The following is a 17,754-nucleotide window of genomic DNA, read 5'->3' as shown; positions in this document are numbered from 1 at the left end:
GAAGGCTCGCGTCAATCGCGCTCTCTGATCATCGTCGCCTGCGGATATTCGCCGTAAAAGCCGCGCCAGTTGGCGACGGCGAAACCGAAAACCACCAGGGCGCCGGCCTGATGCAGCAGGCCCCAGTGAAGCGGCACCTGCATCAGCAGCGTGGCGATGCCGATGGCCGCCTGCAGCGTCACCAGCGAGAAAAGCACGACGGCGCGGCGGGCATGGGTGGTCCAGGATGCGGCGCGAAGGGCGATCACCATGTTGATCAAGGTTAGCGCGAAAAGCGTATAGGCGCCGACGCGGTGGATGAACTGCACCGTCTTCGGGTTCTCGAAGGCATTGATCCAGAAGGGCTGCTGGATCAGGAGATCCGACGGGATGACGGCGCCATCCATCAGCGGCCAGGTGTTGTAGGAAAAGCCGGCGTCCAGCCCCGCGACCAGCGCGCCGAGATAGATCTGGAACAGCGCGAAAATGGCGATCGCGGCGGCGAAACCGCGCGAACTGCGGGCCGGCGGCGGATCGCTGGAATGCGGTGAGAGCCCGCGCATGATCCACATGCAGCCGGCAAAGATCAGGCACGCCATGACGAGATGCGTCGCCAGCCGGTATTGGCTGACATCGGTGCGGATGGAAAGGCCGGAGGACACCATCCACCAGCCGATGAAGCCCTGCAGGCCGCCGAGCGCCAATATGCCGACGAGCGGCCAGCGCAGGCGCTTTTCGATTCGCCCCGTCAGCCAGAAATAGAGGAGCGGCAGCGCGAAGATCACGCCGATGCCGCGGGCAATCAGCCGGTGCGCCCATTCCCACCAGAAGATGCCCTTGAACTCGTCGACGGTCATGGCGCTGTTTAATTGCTGAAATTCGGGAATGCGCTGGTAGAGGCGGAATTCCTCCTCCCATTCGACAGCCGACAGCGGCGGGATGACACCGTGGATCGGTTTCCACTCGGTGATCGACAGGCCGGAATTGGTCAGCCGGGTGGCGCCGCCGACGAGCACGAGACAGAAGAGCGCCAACAACACGAAGCCAAGCCAGAAGCGCAAGGCGCGGCGGTTGCGGTTCTGCTTTTGCACTTCGCTCAGGATCGCCTGTTCCGTGGTCGGGTTTGCGACGGCCATGATGTCTCCTTCTATCCGGCAGTTGATTTGCCCCACCGGCTCATGCAAAACAAGCCCCGAACCTTTGCGGCATGCCGTCGCGCCGGTCCGCCCCGTCCCTGCCGAGAGATCATCGATGCCCGTCCGCCTCCGCAAATTCATCGGTACGACCCTCATCATCGTGCTCGTTCTGGTCTATGCGCTGGTGGCGAATACGATCGCGGTGGCGACGCTTGGCAATGCGCCCTGGTGGGGGCACCTGCTCTATTTCCTGCTCACCGGCCTGCTCTGGGTCCTGCCGGCGATGGTGATCATCAAATGGATGGCCGGGCCGCGGCAGCAATAGGCCATTAACGGCCGAATAACCGTGATCGGCGGAAAACCTCGCCCATCGCGTGCGAGTAAACCAAATATACGTCCTGCATTCCTACCTTCCCGTTCAGCATTCTTGACCGGAGAAAACCGTGCAGACGCAAAAGCTCGATGTTCATGAACAGCCGTCGGAAGACGTGGCGCTGGCCCAGACGGCCATTTCGCGCCTGCGTCAGCTGAGCATGAAACTCGCCATGGCCGAAGTCGATATCGGCGTTTTCGACGCGATGCAGCCGTTGGAGGACGACTGGCGGGCGCTGGAGCGCGACAATCTCCAATCGCTGCATCAGAGCTATGACTGGTGCGCCGCATGGGTCAGCGCCTTTCAGCGGCCGCTGGCGATCCTCAAAGGCAGCTATGCCGGCCAGACCGCCTTCATTCTGCCGGTCGAAATCGTCAAGTCGCGGGGGCTTGCCGTGGCGAAGTTCATCGCCGCCGATCACAGCAATATCAATACCGGCCTGTTTTCCGAGAGCTTTGCCGAATCCGGCGGCAGCATCGATGCCGGCAAGTTCGCCGGCCAGCTTCAGCAGGCGCTCAAAGGCCGGGCCGATCTGCTGCTCTTGCAGAATATTCCGCTGGAATGGCGCGGGCGACAGACCCCGCTCACCGGGCTGCCGATGGTGCAGAACCAGAATCATGCCTATCAGTTGCCGTTCTTTCCCGCCTTCGAGGAGACGCTGAAGCAACTCAACGCCAAAAACCGGCGCAAGAAATTCCGCGTTCAATCGAAACGTCTTGAGGCGGCCGGCGGCTTCGAATATCTTATCCCCGAGGCATCGGAAGAGCAGCACCGTCTGCTCGATATCTTCTTCCGGCTGAAGAGCGCCCGTTTCGCCAGCCTCGGCCTGCCCGACGTCTTCGCGGATCAGGAAACGCAAGCCTTCCTGCACGCTCTCATCGACAAGCGGGATGGCGGCAGGCGATATTTCGGGCTGCAGATGCATGCGCTGCGGCTCAAGGGCGAGAATGAGGGCCGGATCGCCGCGATTTCAGGGATTTCGCGCAAGGGCGACCACATCATCTGTCAGTTCGGCGCGATCGATGAAGAGCTGGTGCCGGATACCAGCCCCGGCGAATTCCTCTACTGGCAAACCATCTCGGGATTGCATGGCAAAGGCGTTGAGCTGTTCGATTTCGGTCTCGGCGATCAGACGTACAAACGTTCCTGGGCGCCTGTGGAAACCGCGCATTACGACGTGGTGCTGCCGGTCTCGCCGTTTGGCATTGTCGCCGGCACCGCGCACCGGATCGTCACCCGCGGCAAGGCATATATCAAGGCCCGTCCGAAGCTTTATAAATTCACGCAGAGCATCCGAGCACGGCTCGGCTAAACCTTCAATTTTTAGGCAGCCCGGCCGAGCGTCTGCTCGCCCGCTTCTCCGCCCGACATCAGCACGACGCGCTCGTAGCCCGCGGCCTGGAATTCCGTCATCAGGGTCACGAAGATCGTCTCCTCGATCTCCGGCAGGGAGAGGATGATCTCGACATCGCGGCTGCGCGTCAGCCGCGAGACGCCGGCGACATCGGCCGAACCGCATTCGACCACCACGAGGTCGTAGGCGGCGGCAAGTGCATCGAGCAGCAGCGACAGCCGGTCGACACCGCGCATGGCGCGGCGCACGTCGCTCCGGCCCTGAGGGATCAGGTGGGCGTCGGAAAGGCGGTCGCCATGGATCGTGTCGCCGAAGGCGGCCTCGCCGCACAGCAGATCGGTGACGCCGGGAGCAGCCTCGTCCTCGGCCATCAGTTCCGTGGGGTAACCGGAACCGGTCATATCGATCAGAATGACGCGGCGGCCGGCGTCGGCCAGCATGCGGGTCAGCAGGACCGTCGCCGCCGAGCCATTGTCACCGGTCGGAGATATTGCGATTGCCAGCGGCGCACCGCTGCCCGTGAGATAATCAGCAACGGAAGCGACGGAGAATTCATTGTCGTCCTCCGGCGGCTCCTCGGCGGCCTCGGTGTCTTCGGTCGCGTCCTTTTCGTCTTCATCGCCGACAATGGCGAGCATACTCGGCCGGATGGGCTTTCTGACGGCCGCGGCAACCGGAGCGGCCTGCGGGACAACCCTCCCCTCAACGAATGTTTCCGCCTCGATCGTCTCAAGGGGCGCATCGACGGGACGGAGCGCCCGGCCGCTGAAGAGTTCGGCCAGCATGGTGACAATGGCACTCAGGATCAAAGTGGCGACGGCAGCGACGACGACGATCGGCACTACCTTCGGGAAGTAGGGATCGACCGGCTCGATGGCCTTGGAAACGATACGGGCATCGGCCGGGCTCGAATTGCTGTCGGCGCGGGAGGCGGCCTCGCGGTAGCGCACCAGATAGGTTTCGAGCAGCTGACGCTGGGCGGTGGCCTCGCGCTCCAGCGCGTTGAGACCGACCTCGTCCTCCCCGGCACGAGCGCTGGTGGCCTGCACCGTGTCCGACTGGTGCTCAAGCTCGCTCGCCCGCAGATCCGCAACCTTGGATTCGTTCTCGATGCTCGTCAGGATTTTTTTGGTTTCCTGGCGGATCTGAGTGCGGATATCGGCGAGCTGGGCGCGCAGGCTTTTCAGCCGCGGATGATTGTTGAGAAGGCTGGTCTGCAGATCCGATATTTGCGACTGCAGGCCGGATTCCGTCGCTTTCAGCCGCTGGATCGCCTGGGACGACATGATGTCGGGCAGCGTGTCGGAAGCCTCACCCGAAGACAGCGCATTGCGCACTGCCTGCGCCCTCGCCTCGGCATTGGCCTTGTCGCCGCGCACGCGGGTCAGCTCGGCGGAGATGTCGTTCAGCTGCTGGGCCGGAAAGGTGGTCGTGCCGTTGGTCTGTAAGAGCCCGTGCGAGGTGCGGTATTCGGCGACCTTCTTCTCGGCTTCGCTGACCTTGCGGCGCAGGCCCTCGATCTCCGGCTCCAGCCAGCGTGTCGCTTCCGAATTGGAATCGAGCTTGGCGCCGCTCTGGGTCGAAAGATAGACATTGGCCATGGCGTTCGGAATGGCGGCGGCGAGCTTCGGGTCCTTCGAGGTGAAGCTGACGCCGATGACGCGCGAACCCGGCACCTGATAGACCTGCAGGCGCTCGACGAAGGCGTCGATCACCCGCTCTTCCGGCGGGTTCTCCATCGGGTTCTTCTTCAGGTGCAGCTTGACCAGGATGCTGCTCATCGCCGAGCCGTTGGCGGCATCGTCGAATTCCGGCAGGTTGTAGAGCTTCAGGTCGTTGATCACCTTCTTGAGGAGATCGGCCGATTGCAGCAGCTGCACCTGGCTGGCGATATTCAGCTCGTCCATCAGCGGGCCGGCGCCAGCGTCGTTGACCTGCTGGGTGCTGGCGAAGGCCGGCGCGCGGGGTTCGATCAGAATGCGCGTTTCGCTGCGATATTGCGGCGACATGATCTTGGCGCCGGTAAAGGCGACGCCCGCTCCCGCAAAGGTGATCGCCAGAATCCTGAGCCGCCGCGCCCAGACGGCGCGAACCAGCTGGCCGAGGTCGATGTCCACATCCTGATCACGCGCTACGCCGGACATGCTCTTACTCCACAACAAAGGTGCCGCAAGCGTAAACGACCATGGTAACTCAACGGTTAATGGCAATCTTGCCGAGAATAAGCGACGACTGAAGAACGGACGCCAGGAAATCGCAAGCGGCCTTTACCGGGCATTAACCCTAACGGATCGATAACGGCTCTACCGAGTTCATTTTCTGTGAGCACCAACGGATGTCTGTCGTCCAGCCCAAGATCCTTTTGGCCCTGAGCCTTGCAGCCATGACGGCGGCATTGGGCGGCTGCACGACGTACAAGCCGGCTCCGAAGGCGTTCAACGAGGCGACCATCCAGCCCTATACGCTGGATAGCGGCGACCGGTTGCGCGTTACCGTCTTCGACCAGCAGAGCCTGACCAACACCTATACAGTCGATCAGGCCGGCTATATCGCCTTCCCTCTTATCGGCCAGGTCCCTGCCCGCGGCCGAACCCTGCAGCAATTGTCGGGGCAGATCGCCCAGAAACTGCAGCAGGGCTATCTTCGCGATCCGGATGTCACCATCGATGTCGATCGCTACCGTTCGATCTTCCTCATGGGCGAAGTCGGTCAACCCGGCCAATATGCCTATGTCCCCGGCATGACGGTGCAAAATGCCATTGCGGTCGCCGGCGGCTTTACCAGCCGTGCCAACCAGAGCATGGTCGACGTCACCCGCAAGATCAACGGACAGGTGCTGACCGGCCGCATCAACATATCGGGGCCGATCATCGCCGGCGACACGATCTACGTACGCGAACGGCTCTTCTGAGCGATGGCAACACACAAGCCCCTCCGCATCCTCCATTGCTTCAGATCGCCGGTCGGCGGGATTTTCCGCCATGTCCGCGATCTCGTCGAGGAGCACAGCAAGGCCGGCCACCAAGTCGGCATCCTCTGCGACAGCTCGACCGGCGGCGAGTACGAGGACAGCCTGTTCGACGATATAAGACCCTATCTTTCGCTCGGCCTGACACGGGTGCCGATCCGGCGTTCGATCAGCCCGTCCGACATTGCGACGATGTGGGATACATACAAGAAAATCAAAAGTTTGCGGCCGGATGTGCTGCACGGACACGGCGCCAAAGGCGGCGTGCTCGCGCGACTTGCCGGCTCAGCGTTGCGGGTGAACAGGTATCGCGTAGCCCGCCTCTATACCGCGCATGGCGGAAGCCTGCATTATTCGCGTTCCTCGCTCAGCGGACAATTCGTCCTCAGGATGGAGCGCCTGCAGGAATATTTCACCGATGCGCTGGTCTTCATCTGCGAATACGAGCGCGACACTTACGCGCGCAAGGTGGGTAAGCCGCGGACGAAGACCAGACTGATCTACAACGGCATCTCCGAGCGCGATTTCGAACCGATCCCCACCCGCTCGGATGCCGTTCACTTCATCTATGTCGGTATGCTCCGGGACCTCAAGGGTCCCGATCTGTTTGTCGATGCCTTCGCCAAGACAGAACGGCTGCTCGGGCGGCCGCTGTCGGCGCTGATGATCGGCGACGGACCGGATCGCGACCGCTACCGCGAGATGATGGTCGAACGCGGCCTCGGCAAGCGCATCGGCATGCTGCCCGCGATGCGGGTCCATGAAGCCTTCTCCATGGCGCAGAACCTCGTCGTTCCCTCGCGCGCCGAAGCCATGCCCTATATCGTGCTCGAGGGGCTCGGCGCCGGCAAGACGATCATCGCCAGCCGTGTCGGCGGCATTCCCGAGGTGCTCGGCGCCGATAGCGCAGCCCTCGTGGAGGCTGGGAATTCCGACGATCTCGCCCGCGTCATGGCGGAAACGCTGAGCACGCCCGGCTGGCACGCCAGGACGATGCCGAAGCCCGAAGCGGTGAAGGCGGTGTTTTCCTCGGCCGTCATGGCGCGCGATGTCCTGAAATTATACCATGAACTCGTCGAGCCCGCCGCCGGCCGAGCAATGCCCGCCGCCCCGTAAATATTTCTTAGGGGCTTTCTGGTATTTCGCTTGCTGACAACGAGCGAAAAGCCCCATGAACAAGCTGGAAAAAGGCGATCAATTCGACGTGGAAGCTCTGCGCAGGCAGGTCTCCGACATCGAGGCGCGCGGCGACGCGGGTCAGGAAAAACCGTCCGACCCGACCGAAATCAATCCCTATGCCCGGCAGATCGCCGAACAGTTCCGCGACGGAACCAATTCGCCCGTGATCATCATCGGGCAATTGCGGCTGCTGGAATTCCTGGCGCTCTTCGCGATCGCCCTGATCGCCCATTATTTCTGGCCCGGCGACGGCAATGATTCAGCCCTGGTGCGGACGGTCATGGCGGCGATTGCCTCGGCCTTGACAGTCATCGGCCTGCAGCTTGCCGACAGCTACACCATTCCGGCACTTCGGGCCAAGCTGCGATTGATCCCGCGCATTCTGGCGTCGTGGACGATCGCACTTTTTCTGACCGTCGGCCTGTTCGCTCTCGTTCGCGGCAGCACATGGGCGATGGTCGTCGACGCTTATATGCCCTGGTTCGCGGCTGGCGCGCTCTTCCTTACGGCCGAGCGTTTCCTCGTCGCCTACGGCATCCGCAACTGGGCGCGCAACGGCATCATGGAGCGCCGCGCCGTCATCGTCGGCGGCGGCGAGCCGGCCAAGGAGCTGATCCGCATCCTCGAACAGCAGGATGACAACGACATCCGCATCTGCGGCATCTTCGACGACCGCGGCGAAAAGCGCTCGCCGATCATGGTTGCCGGTTATCCCAAACTCGGCACCGTGGCCGAACTGGTCGAATTCGTGCGGCTGACGCGCATCGACATGCTGATCATCGCTCTGCCGCTGTCGGCCGAAGCGCGCATCTACGACCTTTTGAAGAAGCTCTGGGTGCTGCCGGTCGATATCCGCCTTGCCGCCCATGCCAACCGGCTCCGCTTCCGGCCGCGCGCCTATTCGCATGTCGGCTCGGTGCCGATGCTCGACATTTTCAAGAAGCCGATCCGCGACTGGGATTCCGTCGCCAAGCGCGGCTTCGACATATTCTTCACGCTCGTCGCCCTGGCGCTGCTCTGGCCGCTGATGGTCGCGACCGCCATCGCCATCAAGGCGACCTCCGAAGGCCCTGTTTTCTTCATGCAGAAGCGCCACGGCTTCAACAACGAAATCATCAACGTCTTCAAGTTCCGCTCGATGTACACCAACATGGCCGACCCCACGGGCAAGGCCGCGGTGACCAAGGGCGATCCGCGCGTCACCCGCGTCGGCCGCTTCATCCGCAAAACCTCGATCGACGAACTGCCCCAGCTTTTCAACGTGCTGCGGGGCGAGCTCTCGCTGGTCGGCCCGCGCCCGCATGCCGTTCTCGCCCAGGCCCGCGACCGCGCCTTCGGCGATGTCGTCGAGGGTTATTTCGCCCGCCACCGCGTCAAGCCCGGCGTCACCGGTTGGGCGCAGATAAACGGCTGGCGCGGCGAAGTGGACAATGACGAGAAGATCAAGTTCCGCACCGCCTACGACCTCTATTACATCGAGAACTGGTCGCTCTGGTTCGATCTCAAGATCCTGTTCCTGACACCGATCCGGCTGCTCAACACGGAAAACGCCTATTGAGCGCGATCGAGGCGACATATCCCCGTGTCGCCCAGCCGCAGCGGATGACGCTGCGCCTGATCGGCTCGGCCTTCGTCGCCTTCGGCGTTTTCCTCTCCGGTTTCGTGATCGACGAGCCGGCGCCCTACGAACTCTGGATGGCCGGGCTGATCGGCCTCTGGTTCATCCTGGGTCTCAGGATTTCGCGCGGCGTGGCACCGCTGCTTGCGCTGCTGCTCACCTTCAACATCGGCGGCATGCTATCGCTGACGCAGATGAAGGATCTGGCGACCGGGCCGATGTATATCGCGGTCTCGACCTTCCTGGCGCTGACGGCGGTCTTCTACGCGGCGATTATCGAGGACAGCCACAAGCGGCTGCCGCTGATCTTCAACGCCTGGACCTTCGCCGCCGTCGCCACCTCCGCGCTCGGCATACTCGGTTATTTCCACGCCTTTCCCGGCGCGGAGATCTTCACGCTCTATGACCGCGCCAAGGGCGCCTTTCAGGACCCGAACGTCTTCGGCCCGTTCCTGGTGCCGCCGTCGCTCTATCTCGTCCACGGCATCCTGGTCGGCGACCTGAAAAGATCGCCGCTGAAGGCTGTCGCCCTGCTGGTGCTTGCGCTCGGCATCTTCCTGTCTTTTTCCCGCGCCGCCTGGGGGCTCTTCGCGCTCGGCGTGGCGCTCCTGATCTTCATCATGCTGCTCAAGGAGCGTAGCGGCGCCTTTCGCCTCAGGGTGCTGGTCCTGTCGCTGGCGGCGATCATCATGCTGGTCGGCTCACTGCTGGTGGCGCTGCAGATCCCGAAAGTCGCCGAACTGTTTTCGGCGCGCGCCCAGCTGGTGCAGCAATATGACGGCGAGCATCTCGGCCGCTTCGAGCGTCACCGGATCGGCTTCACCATGATGATGGAGCGGCCGCTCGGCATCGGGCCATTGGTGTTCGGCACGATGTTTCCCGAGGACGAGCACAATATCTGGCTGAAATCACTGACCACCTATGGCTGGCTCGGCTTCGTCACCTATGTCGGCATGCTTGTCTGGACGCTGGCGCTCGGCTTCCGATACCTGCTGCTCGACCGGCCGTGGCAGCCCTTCCTGATGATCGCCTGGATCTCGGTTCTCGGCCACGCCACCATCGGCAACGTCATCGATATCGATCACTGGCGCCATGTCTATCTGCTGCTCGGCACTGTCTGGGGGTGCGCCGCGCTCGAGGTGCGCCACAAGCGTCAAAGACGGCTCGGGCGCACGCCGTAAGGCTCTGTCGTCGTGCTATTTCGTCGCGCCGGCCGTCAAGCCGGCGATGAACCGCCGCTGGAATACCAGATAGGTCAGAATGAGCGGGAAAATGACGATCACCGCGCCGGCGGTCAGAACCGGCGTGTTGACGGTATAACGCCCCTGGAAAAACAGCATGCCGAGCGGCAGCGTCCGATAGGCGTCGTCATTGACCAGAATGAACGGAATGAGAAACTCGTTCCAGGTCCAGATGAACAAGAACAGCGCCAGCGTCGACATTGCCGGTATCATCAGCGGAATAACGATCTTGCGCAGGATATAGAAGCGTCCGGCGCCGTCGAGGACCGCCGCTTCGAGAACCTCCTCCGGTAATTGCTGCATCGCGCTAGCGAGAAAGATCGTGGAGAAGGGTATCGACATCGCGATCTGCGGGATGATGAGAGCCGCATAGGTATTGATCAGCCCAAGGTAGCGCATTTCATAATAAAGCGGGATGATGAAGGCCTCCGCCGGCACCATCATGCCGAGCGTCAGGATCGCGAACAGCGTGCGCCGCAGCGGAAACGACAGGTAGGCGAAGGCAAAACCGGTCAGCAGGCCCAGAAAGACGCTTGCGGCAACGACGGGTATGACGACGACGATCGAATTCCAGAAGTAAATGTTGAAGTGCCCGGCATTCCAGGCATCGACGTAATTTTCGAAATGCGGATAGGCCGGAAGGGCGAATGCGCCTTTCAGCACGTCGGCCTTGCTCTTTATCGAGGTCAGCAACAGCAGCAGGAACGGGGTGATCGTTACGAAGGCCAGGAGCCAGAGGACAATGCGAAGGAACAGCGCGGCGGGAATATTGGACGAACGGCTCATCAAGCCAATCCTTTGCTTCTGGAGCCCACCAGCCGGTGAATTGCGAAATTGATTGCGAATGTCAGCAAGGCGCCGACAATGGCGATGGCGGCTGCGGCGCCGAAGCGATTGAGCTCGAAGCCGAGCTGATACATGTAGATATTCGGCACCAGCGTTGCGTTGGCGGGTCCACCGCGGGTCATCGTGAAAATCAGGTCGAAGCTTTTGATCGAGGCAATGACCGTCAGAAGCAAAACCACCCTGATCTCCGGCATGAGAAGCGGCAGCGTTATCCAGAAAAAGGTCTTTCGCGGCGACGCGCCGTCGACCTTGGCGGCGTCGAAAAGAGACGGGTCGATGCGCTGGATTCCGGTGAGGAAGATCACCATGCAAAAACCGAAGAAATACCAGGTGGCAACGATCCCGACCGCAGGAAGCACAAAATTGAAATCTCCGAGCCAGGGCAATGCGAACCTGCCCAATCCCACCGCTCGCAGAAACTGATTGAACGGGCCGAATGCAGGATTGTAGAGCCATGCCCAGATGATGCCCAACACGGCAGTCGGCATGATGTAAGGCAGGAACAGGAAGGTTCTGAGGGCGAGTTGCTCGCGCTGCTTCAAATTCCACACGCAGGCGGCAAGCGTTATACCGAGCACGAGCGGCAGAACGCAGTAGAAGATCATGAGCTCGGCGTTGTTGCGCAAGGCAATGTAAAAACGGCTGTCGGAAAAGAGATCGGCGTAATTGCCGAGCCCAACCCATCTGGGCATGGTCAGGCCGTCCCAACTGGTCAGGCTCAAACCCAAAGCCGCGACGATCGGCCCAAAGACAAACGCCCCATAGAGCAGCAATCCAGGCAATAAATAGATGAAATTGGTCTGTTGCGTTCCATCCAGTGCGGAGCGTTTCATCCAGTACTCCCTGCCAAATCTCGGGTCATCGCGCAGTAAGCCGTAGGCTCGCAACGCTCATTTCAGCGTGAGGAACAGGACGCCGGTCGAGCCGCCCGGAGGGCGCGACCGGCGTCCGCACTCCCTTATTTCTTATCCTTCAAATAGGCCTGATAGTCCTTGTCCATGGCATCGACAAAGGCTTCGGGGGTGATCTTGCCGGACAAGAGAAGCGGCGTGTTGTCGTCGATTGTCTTCAGCATCGTCGGGCTCGACCAATCGGGGTAGTGGCCGAGCGCATCGTTGGCGTTGAGCGTCTTCCACATCTCGATACCAGCGGTCAGGAGCGGCGTGAGCTTCGGCTTTGCATCCGCCGGGAGCGATGTTGCCGGAAGATAGCCTGCCGCGGCCCAGCTTTCAGCGGCCTTTTCAGACACCATATAGTCGATGTACTCGCCGGCCAGGTCCTGCTTCGCCTTGTCTTTGGCAAGGCTGGTTATCGCCCAGGCAAGATCGACGCCGCCGACGCTCATCGGCTTGGAAACGCCCTTCGGAGCAGGAATGGCCATGAAGCCGATATCCGGATTGTTTTGCATGTCGCCGAAATACCAGGTCCCGGAGATCAGGAATGCGCCCTGCCCGGATATGAACAGCTGGACGGCGTCGTCACCCGAGATGCCCTCGAAGCCGGGATAAAAATAGCCGCCCTGCGCCCATTTCTGCACGAGCTTGGCCGATTCGATATTCCCCTTGGTGTTCCAGGAGCCGCCTTTGCCGTAAATCAGGTCGTCAAGCTCGGCGCGATTGGCCGCGTCGATATGGGCCTGATCGATGGCGCCGATCATGTGCAGGGCGAGATGCTGCTTGGCCGAGCCCATCATGAAGGGCGCGACGCCTTTTTCCTTGAGCTTGTCGAGATCCGCCAAAAGCTCCTCGAAGGTCTTCGGCAGCGCCACGCCCGCCTCGTCGAGGATCTTCTTATTGTAGTAAAGGCCGACGATCTCACCGAGACCCGATATGCCGTAGGTCTTGCCGACCCCGAATTTCGTCCCCTCCCAGCGGTCTCTGGCCAGCACGGAATCCGACTGCCGCTTATCCCAGCCGTATTTCTTGATGTACTCGTCAACCGGCAGGAGCAATCCTTCCTTGACCATCGCGCCCATGTCGCCGGCGCCCTGGTTGACCTTGGTGATGACGGGGCCATCGCCTGCCGAAACCGCAAGCTTCAGCGTCAGCTTCATGTCATCGAAGGTTCGGGCGGTGCGTTTGATCGTGACACCGGGATGTGCGGCTTCGAACTCCTTGTTCAGTTGCTCGATGACCGCGCTCTGGCCCTCAAAGGTTTGGTCGTCCCATACGGCCAGATCGTCGGCGCGGGCGGCGGAAAGGCCGAAACTGACAAGCGCCGCGCCGGCAAGCGCGACAGCTGCTTTCAATCGGTATGCCGGCAGTATGCTGATCGATTTCACGGTTCTGTTCATCTGCTCCACCTCATTTGGTTTATTCTCCACTCCCCGTCCGGACCTCGCGCCTGGCGCCGGCCGAACGTTTTCTTCCCCCAGAGCTTTGCCTGGCTGGCGAATCTGGGGTAATCGTCAATGCATCAGCCCCTCTCGCGATCCAGAATGACAAAGCGCCACGCAGGAGGTGGCAAAGCGATGGACAGCAACTGCTTCATCCGCCCGGCGATCGAGGCCGATAGTGACGCTCTTTTCGACATCTGCCTGAAAACCGCCAACGGCGGCGAGGATGCCAGCGCGCTTTACAGCGACCCGCATCTGCCCGGTTACATCTGGTCGGTACCCTATCTCAAATTCGCCAGGGACTTTGCCTTTGTTCTCGTTCAGGGCGACCGGCCGGTCGGCTACGTCGTCGGGGTGCCCGATACCGGCGGGTTCGACAAAGACCTTGAGGTAAACTGGTGGCCGTTCGTCCGCCGAGAGATCGCCGGGCTGACGCCCAGCCGTGCGCGCGACGCCGACGTGATCGAACGAATTCAAAATCCGCGCAGCGGAACGACGTGGCTTCAGGACGATTACCCGGCGCATCTTCACATCAACATTCTTCCCGGACTTCAGGCAGGCGGCTGGGGCCGCCGGATGATCAGCACCGAGCTCGAAGCGCTTCGCAATCACGGGGTCGCAGCTGTGCATCTCGGTGTCGATCCAAACAATGAACGGGCCAGAGGTTTTTACCGTCACCTTGGCTTTGCCGAACTCGAACGGGACGGCTCCGTCGCCTTCGCCATGCGGATCGATAAGGTCCCCGGCTAGAACCGACGGTGCCATTCTGCTCATGAGATTGGCTCCGCATTTGCGGCGTCAAGCCCATATTTCAAAACGACCGCCGCCGACATGCCGCTCCAGCCTTGCAGCAGGGAGCCGCGCCCATAGGGCGGCGAGAAATATTCCACCGCACCCATCCAGCCGTTCTCCAGGCAGGTTTCCCACCAGCGTGTCAGCGCGTAGCGTGCACCTCCAAGTCCGTGGCGAAGGCGCTCTTCGGCATAGGCGCCATCCCAATAGGGCCAGTCCGAACCATTATGGTAACGGTAGGGAAACGCGGTCTTGGATCGCAGATCGCCTGGCCGCTTGAAGGGCGGATAGGCGCACATGACACCCCAGCTGCCATAGGGCTGTTGCTGATTGTTGCGCGTTTCCAGCTTGGTTTCAAACGCTCTCAGCAAGCCAATAGCCTTCGGCCGTGAAATCGCACCAAACCGCGACAAGGTCAGGCTGTCGAGCGCCAGATGATCCTCGACGAATACGCCAGGCGTTCCATAGTCGAGATATCCTCCCGTTGCCGGGACGAAGAGTTTGGCCTCGATTTCCTGGCGGGCCAGATCTGCGATCCTGCCCGCGCGTTCGGCAAGAGCCGGATCGTGCCCCTCGCCAAGCCTTGCCACCGCATCCATGGCGCCGACGAAAAGGCCGAGATCATAGGAGACAAGGCCCTCGCGATAGACGTTGTCGGCCCAATCCCGATCGTTACGTGGCTTTACCGGCAGGACGCTGTCGGGGCCGGCCAGGCTGAGATAGCGGTCGACGATTGCCCGGACGATCGGCCAGTGCAGCTGCGCCTCGGCGAGGTCCTTCGTGGCCCTGACATAGTCGTCGATGAACAGGATGAAGAAAAGCGGACTGTCGAAGTGGTCGCTCCACCAGTCCTGCGGGCGGTTGTGATATTCCGGAACCGCCCTTTTGTGGGTTTTGGGATTGGCCTTGCTGTCTGCGACAAAGCGCTGCCAGGCTTCTGACTGCGCCGGTCCCGTCAAGATCACGCCGCTTGGGGTTTCTCCATCCGGCTGCACGCCTTTCGCAAGCAGCCGGATCTCGTCGCGCACCGCCTCCGGCGCAAGCGTCAAAAGAGGCTGCATCGTCCAATAGCCATCGCGGTAATAGGTGCGCGCCGGAGCGCTATAGGCCTGCCCGGCGGCAAGTCCGGCGAAGGCGCCGTTTTCGTCGCGCCTGATGCTGGAAAGGGCGGCGTGCGTCCCCTGGCTGACCATGCTGCGCATCAACGGGTCGGCGGCTGGCGCCATGTCACAACGAGCCGCATATTCAGCGGCTTCGGCAATGATGGCTTCGCTGGTGAGGCTTAGCGCCTTCTCGGCTTCGTCTCTCGACGCGCCGACGGCAATCCGCAAATCGGAAGCCAGAGCCTCCACAATGAGGACACCCCAGCCCATTTCGAACGTCTGCCGGTGATGCTTCCGGGTGACCCTCGCCCTTGCGCCTTCCCCACCTGGCTCATGCCACCACGCGCAGCGGCGGGCTGGATAGACGCCCTGAAGTCTCACGCCGCGGATCACCATCACGGGCAGCGACTGCGCAACGAAGACGCCGCCTTGTTCCGACAGGATCCGGTTGGGGGCATAGGTATAAGGCTCGCTGACCGCGGAAAATCTTACACGGCCGAGGCTGCCCGCCCCCCATAAGGCAAGATCGGCATATCCATCAGGGTGAACATCCGCCTGAAGGCGTGGCGCCATGACAGGCAGTAAAACGCCTTCTTCCGTGAAGAGCTGTCCATCAATCAAGGGCTTTAGCATCGGCAGATCCCCGGCAGCCAAGTTAACGGGACGGCGAGACGTCAAAGCGAAAATAGCGAGATAAGTCCCAGCCGGCCGCGACTAGGACGACCTTGGCGAGCGCGCGGCTACACAGACAATATGTATGATGCATACTTGTCCGACCCCTCTTTATTTCATCGCGCATCTCATTGCACGTTGGTCTCAGCCTACAGCCAGCCCCCTATTTGTCAATGGCATAGACAAACCATCGACTTCGATGTACTGAATTTGGGACAAGATCATGAGAGTTTGACCTCTCGCTTCTTTTCGCGATGGTTACCAGCCGATATCGCCATCGAATTAGGTACATGCTCCGAACTAATTAGAGCAACAACCGGGTGCCAATGACATCTTCTGTCGTAGAAACACCGATCGCCCGAAAAATATCGACCAATGCGGTGATCCGGACCGTGTTGGCGAACCGGTCGATTTCCCGCGCCGATATCGCCAAGCTGACCGGCCTGTCGAAACAGACGATCTCCGATGTCGTGCGCGACCTTGAGGATGATGGCTGGCTGAAACCTGCCGGGCAGACCGACGGTCGGCCGGGCCGCAATGCAATCATCTACGAAATCAACGCCAGGGCTGGATTGGCGGTCTCCATCGATCTCGGCGGCACCAAGATTGCCGCGGCGATCTGCGACCTGTTGGGCAATGTCGTTGCCGAAACCAAAGTGGCGACCGACCCGCGCGGCGGAATGCATCTCGTCAATCAGTTCAGCGATGTGATCGCTGGACTCGCATCTGCGGCAGGAACGGCCGCCGACAAGCTCCGCCTCGTTGTTCTGGGCAGTCCCGGCGTGCTCGATCCGGCCACCGGACATATCAACGTCGCGCCAAACATCCCGGGCATTGACGCCATCAATCTGCGGCAGGTCTTCAGCGACAGGATGGGCATACCGGTGATTGTCGAAAATGACGTCAACCTGGCGGCGCAAGGGGAGAGATGGCGGGGTCACGGGGTCGAAACTGGCAACTTCGCCTTCATTGCTCTCGGAACCGGCGTCGGCATGGGCATCATCGCCAATGGCGCTCTGTTGCGCGGCGCGCGCGGTGCGGCCGGCGAAATCGCCTATCTTCCGATCGGCGGCGATGCTTTCGATCCCGGCGGGTTTACGCTTGGAACCTTTGAGAGCGCAGTCGGCAGCGTCGCCATGTTGCGCCGCTACACCGGTTTCGGTGGGCGCAACGCATCCACCGTCGCCGATCTCTTCGCCGCGTTCAATGCCGGAGAGACCAGCGCCGTCGCGGCAATCGAAGAGACGGCGCGGCTGGTGGCGCTCGCCATTGCCGCCATCGGAGCCACTCTCGATCCCGAACTGGTGATCACCGGCGGCAGCATCGGCGCAAGACCGGAACTCGTCAACGCCATCCGCGGTTTCCTGCCGCGTTGCACGCCCTACCCGCCGCGCATCGAGATCAGCCGCTTTGGCAACCGCGCCGCCCTTATGGGAGGAATGGGGGTCGCGGTCGAGCGCATGCACGACGATCTGTTCGGCGTGAAATTGAAAGACGCTTGATCGGCCCGCACCACTTGAGAAGTGCGGTCAATGCGCTAGATTTTCCGCCATGATAACAGCAACGCAGATACGCGGCGCGCGCGCCATGATCGGGATGAGTATCGAAGAGCTCGCCGCCGCAAGCGGCCTGCCGGTGGAGACCGTGACCGCTCTGGAAAACGGCGAATTCGCGGGCGAACCGCACGCGCTGTTCGATGTGCGCAGCACGCTCGAGGCGCACGGCATCATCTTCCTGTCGAGCGGCAATCAGGATGAAGGCGGCCCCGGCATCCGGTTGCGCGCGCGCACCATGAGCGACGACGGTATCCGGCCGGAAAACCTCAACGCCGCCAACGACGATTAGGAAATGGGTGCTATCGGCTCGGCGCTTATATCCACCGCTGGGAAAACACGATCGAGCAGAACTGAGCGTCAGAGATAGGTCTTCGCCAGATCGGCGAGTTTGCCGCCGTCCTTCACGCCCTGCCTGTAGAGCTGAATGATCACCGCACCGATCCGCTCGGCTTCGGGTGTCGTCCGGACCAAGCCGCGTTCGTCGCAGACCTTGTCGAGCACCTGCGACAGCAGGTCGAGATCTTCCGAAAACAGCGGTAAATCATGCGGATGAATTGATGATCGTAACATCACGCCGCATTCCCTCCGAGGGCAAACGCATT

General features: G+C 61.5%; 16 protein-coding genes. 9 read left to right on the top strand and 7 right to left on the bottom strand.

Translation table 11 applies throughout. The features are described from left to right. Window positions 1-11 precede the first annotated feature (11 nt). Complete coding sequence (locus AMK05_RS08105; protein WP_064838040.1) at window positions 12-1,115, bottom strand: COX15/CtaA family protein; 1,104 nt, start codon at window positions 1,113-1,115, stop codon at window positions 12-14. Between the two features lie 115 nt (window positions 1,116-1,230). On the opposite strand from AMK05_RS08105, the gene AMK05_RS08100 reads away from it, so the two are divergent. Both AMK05_RS08100 and AMK05_RS08095 read left to right on the top strand, forming a co-directional pair. Next, window positions 1,231-1,440: a DUF2842 domain-containing protein gene (locus tag AMK05_RS08100; RefSeq protein WP_064838039.1), complete on the top strand. Its 210-nt coding sequence runs from the start codon at window positions 1,231-1,233 to the stop codon at window positions 1,438-1,440. A gap of 118 nt (window positions 1,441-1,558) precedes the next feature. Next, a complete protein-coding gene (locus AMK05_RS08095) occupies window positions 1,559-2,800 on the top strand; it encodes a GNAT family N-acetyltransferase (RefSeq protein ID WP_064838038.1) in 1,242 nt (413 codons plus the stop codon). 11 nt (window positions 2,801-2,811) lie between these two features. On the opposite strand, the gene AMK05_RS08090 is transcribed toward AMK05_RS08095, so the two are convergent. After that, entirely contained in the window at window positions 2,812-4,986 is a 2,175-nt protein-coding gene (locus AMK05_RS08090) for a GumC family protein (RefSeq protein WP_064838037.1), read from the bottom strand. A gap of 191 nt (window positions 4,987-5,177) precedes the next feature. On the opposite strand from AMK05_RS08090, the gene AMK05_RS08085 reads away from it, so the two are divergent. From AMK05_RS08085 to AMK05_RS08070, 4 genes are read left to right on the top strand one after another with little or no spacing between them, the layout of a single operon-like run. Further along, window positions 5,178-5,753: a polysaccharide biosynthesis/export family protein gene (locus tag AMK05_RS08085; RefSeq protein WP_003573986.1), complete on the top strand. Its 576-nt coding sequence runs from the start codon at window positions 5,178-5,180 to the stop codon at window positions 5,751-5,753. A gap of 3 nt (window positions 5,754-5,756) precedes the next feature. Then, entirely contained in the window at window positions 5,757-6,926 is a 1,170-nt protein-coding gene (locus AMK05_RS08080; protein ID WP_064838036.1) for a glycosyltransferase family 4 protein, read from the top strand. Window positions 6,927-6,981: 55 nt separating this feature from the next. After that, the gene (locus AMK05_RS08075) at window positions 6,982-8,547 is read left to right on the top strand and encodes an undecaprenyl-phosphate glucose phosphotransferase (RefSeq protein WP_064838035.1); all 1,566 of its coding nucleotides are present in this window, start codon (window positions 6,982-6,984) and stop codon (window positions 8,545-8,547) included. Further along, window positions 8,544-9,788 (top strand): O-antigen ligase family protein, encoded by a 1,245-nt coding sequence (locus AMK05_RS08070; RefSeq protein ID WP_064838034.1) that lies wholly within the window; start codon window positions 8,544-8,546, stop codon window positions 9,786-9,788. The genes AMK05_RS08075 and AMK05_RS08070 overlap by 4 nt, the downstream gene beginning before the upstream one ends. Window positions 9,789-9,803: 15 nt before the next feature. Here AMK05_RS08070 and AMK05_RS08065 read toward each other — a convergent pair whose 3' ends face one another. From AMK05_RS08065 to AMK05_RS08055, 3 genes are all read right to left on the bottom strand, one after another. Then, entirely contained in the window at window positions 9,804-10,634 is an 831-nt protein-coding gene (locus tag AMK05_RS08065) for a carbohydrate ABC transporter permease (protein WP_064838033.1), read from the bottom strand. Further along, complete coding sequence (locus tag AMK05_RS08060) at window positions 10,634-11,527, bottom strand: carbohydrate ABC transporter permease (RefSeq protein WP_064838032.1); 894 nt, start codon at window positions 11,525-11,527, stop codon at window positions 10,634-10,636. Before AMK05_RS08060 ends, AMK05_RS08065 begins: the two co-directional genes overlap by 1 nt. A gap of 125 nt (window positions 11,528-11,652) precedes the next feature. Continuing rightward, complete coding sequence (locus tag AMK05_RS08055) at window positions 11,653-12,987, bottom strand: extracellular solute-binding protein (RefSeq protein ID WP_064838031.1); 1,335 nt, start codon at window positions 12,985-12,987, stop codon at window positions 11,653-11,655. Window positions 12,988-13,164: 177 nt separating this feature from the next. On the opposite strand from AMK05_RS08055, the gene AMK05_RS08050 reads away from it, so the two are divergent. Continuing rightward, window positions 13,165-13,779 carry a GNAT family N-acetyltransferase gene (locus AMK05_RS08050; protein WP_064838030.1) on the top strand — a complete coding sequence of 205 codons (615 nt, stop codon included), beginning with the start codon at window positions 13,165-13,167 and terminating at the stop codon, window positions 13,777-13,779. 20 nt (window positions 13,780-13,799) lie between these two features. On the opposite strand, the gene AMK05_RS08045 is transcribed toward AMK05_RS08050, so the two are convergent. Continuing rightward, on the bottom strand, window positions 13,800-15,557 hold the full coding sequence (locus AMK05_RS08045; protein WP_064838029.1) for a hypothetical protein: 1,758 nt from the start codon (window positions 15,555-15,557) through the stop codon (window positions 13,800-13,802). A gap of 359 nt (window positions 15,558-15,916) precedes the next feature. Between AMK05_RS08045 and AMK05_RS08040 the strand changes: the two genes are divergently transcribed. Both AMK05_RS08040 and AMK05_RS08035 read left to right on the top strand, forming a co-directional pair. After that, on the top strand, window positions 15,917-17,098 hold the full coding sequence (locus AMK05_RS08040; RefSeq protein ID WP_064838028.1) for an ROK family transcriptional regulator: 1,182 nt from the start codon (window positions 15,917-15,919) through the stop codon (window positions 17,096-17,098). A 49-nt stretch (window positions 17,099-17,147) separates the two neighbouring features. Beyond that, window positions 17,148-17,441 (top strand): helix-turn-helix domain-containing protein, encoded by a 294-nt coding sequence (locus AMK05_RS08035; protein WP_049734013.1) that lies wholly within the window; start codon window positions 17,148-17,150, stop codon window positions 17,439-17,441. A 68-nt stretch (window positions 17,442-17,509) separates the two neighbouring features. Here AMK05_RS08035 and AMK05_RS08030 read toward each other — a convergent pair whose 3' ends face one another. After that, window positions 17,510-17,722 carry a hypothetical protein gene (locus AMK05_RS08030; protein ID WP_003587392.1) on the bottom strand — a complete coding sequence of 71 codons (213 nt, stop codon included), beginning with the start codon at window positions 17,720-17,722 and terminating at the stop codon, window positions 17,510-17,512. Window positions 17,723-17,754 lie beyond the last annotated feature (32 nt).

This window comes from Rhizobium sp. N324 (assembly GCF_001664485.1).
GTDB lineage: Bacteria > Pseudomonadota > Alphaproteobacteria > Rhizobiales > Rhizobiaceae > Rhizobium.
Note: the sequence above shows the minus strand (reverse complement) of the source record. Positions and strands in the feature narration are given on the sequence as shown.

Bases quoted from the DNA above. Each gene is read 5' to 3' on its own strand.
- AMK05_RS08045 (WP_064838029.1), bottom strand. From the start codon at position 15,557: ATGCTAAAGCCCTTGATTGATGGACAGCTCTTCACGGAAGAAGGCGTT.
- AMK05_RS08080 (WP_064838036.1), top strand. From the start codon at position 5,757: ATGGCAACACACAAGCCCCTCCGCATCCTCCATTGCTTCAGATCGCCG.
- AMK05_RS08030 (WP_003587392.1), bottom strand. From the start codon at position 17,722: ATGTTACGATCATCAATTCATCCGCATGATTTACCGCTGTTTTCGGAA.
- AMK05_RS08090 (WP_064838037.1), bottom strand. From the start codon at position 4,986: ATGTCCGGCGTAGCGCGTGATCAGGATGTGGACATCGACCTCGGCCAG.
- AMK05_RS08075 (WP_064838035.1), top strand. From the start codon at position 6,982: ATGAACAAGCTGGAAAAAGGCGATCAATTCGACGTGGAAGCTCTGCGC.
- AMK05_RS08055 (WP_064838031.1), bottom strand. From the start codon at position 12,987: ATGAACAGAACCGTGAAATCGATCAGCATACTGCCGGCATACCGATTG.
- AMK05_RS08035 (WP_049734013.1), top strand. From the start codon at position 17,148: ATGATAACAGCAACGCAGATACGCGGCGCGCGCGCCATGATCGGGATG.
- AMK05_RS08100 (WP_064838039.1), top strand. From the start codon at position 1,231: ATGCCCGTCCGCCTCCGCAAATTCATCGGTACGACCCTCATCATCGTG.
- AMK05_RS08085 (WP_003573986.1), top strand. From the start codon at position 5,178: ATGTCTGTCGTCCAGCCCAAGATCCTTTTGGCCCTGAGCCTTGCAGCC.
- AMK05_RS08050 (WP_064838030.1), top strand. From the start codon at position 13,165: ATGGACAGCAACTGCTTCATCCGCCCGGCGATCGAGGCCGATAGTGAC.
- AMK05_RS08060 (WP_064838032.1), bottom strand. From the start codon at position 11,527: ATGAAACGCTCCGCACTGGATGGAACGCAACAGACCAATTTCATCTAT.
- AMK05_RS08065 (WP_064838033.1), bottom strand. From the start codon at position 10,634: ATGAGCCGTTCGTCCAATATTCCCGCCGCGCTGTTCCTTCGCATTGTC.
- AMK05_RS08105 (WP_064838040.1), bottom strand. From the start codon at position 1,115: ATGGCCGTCGCAAACCCGACCACGGAACAGGCGATCCTGAGCGAAGTG.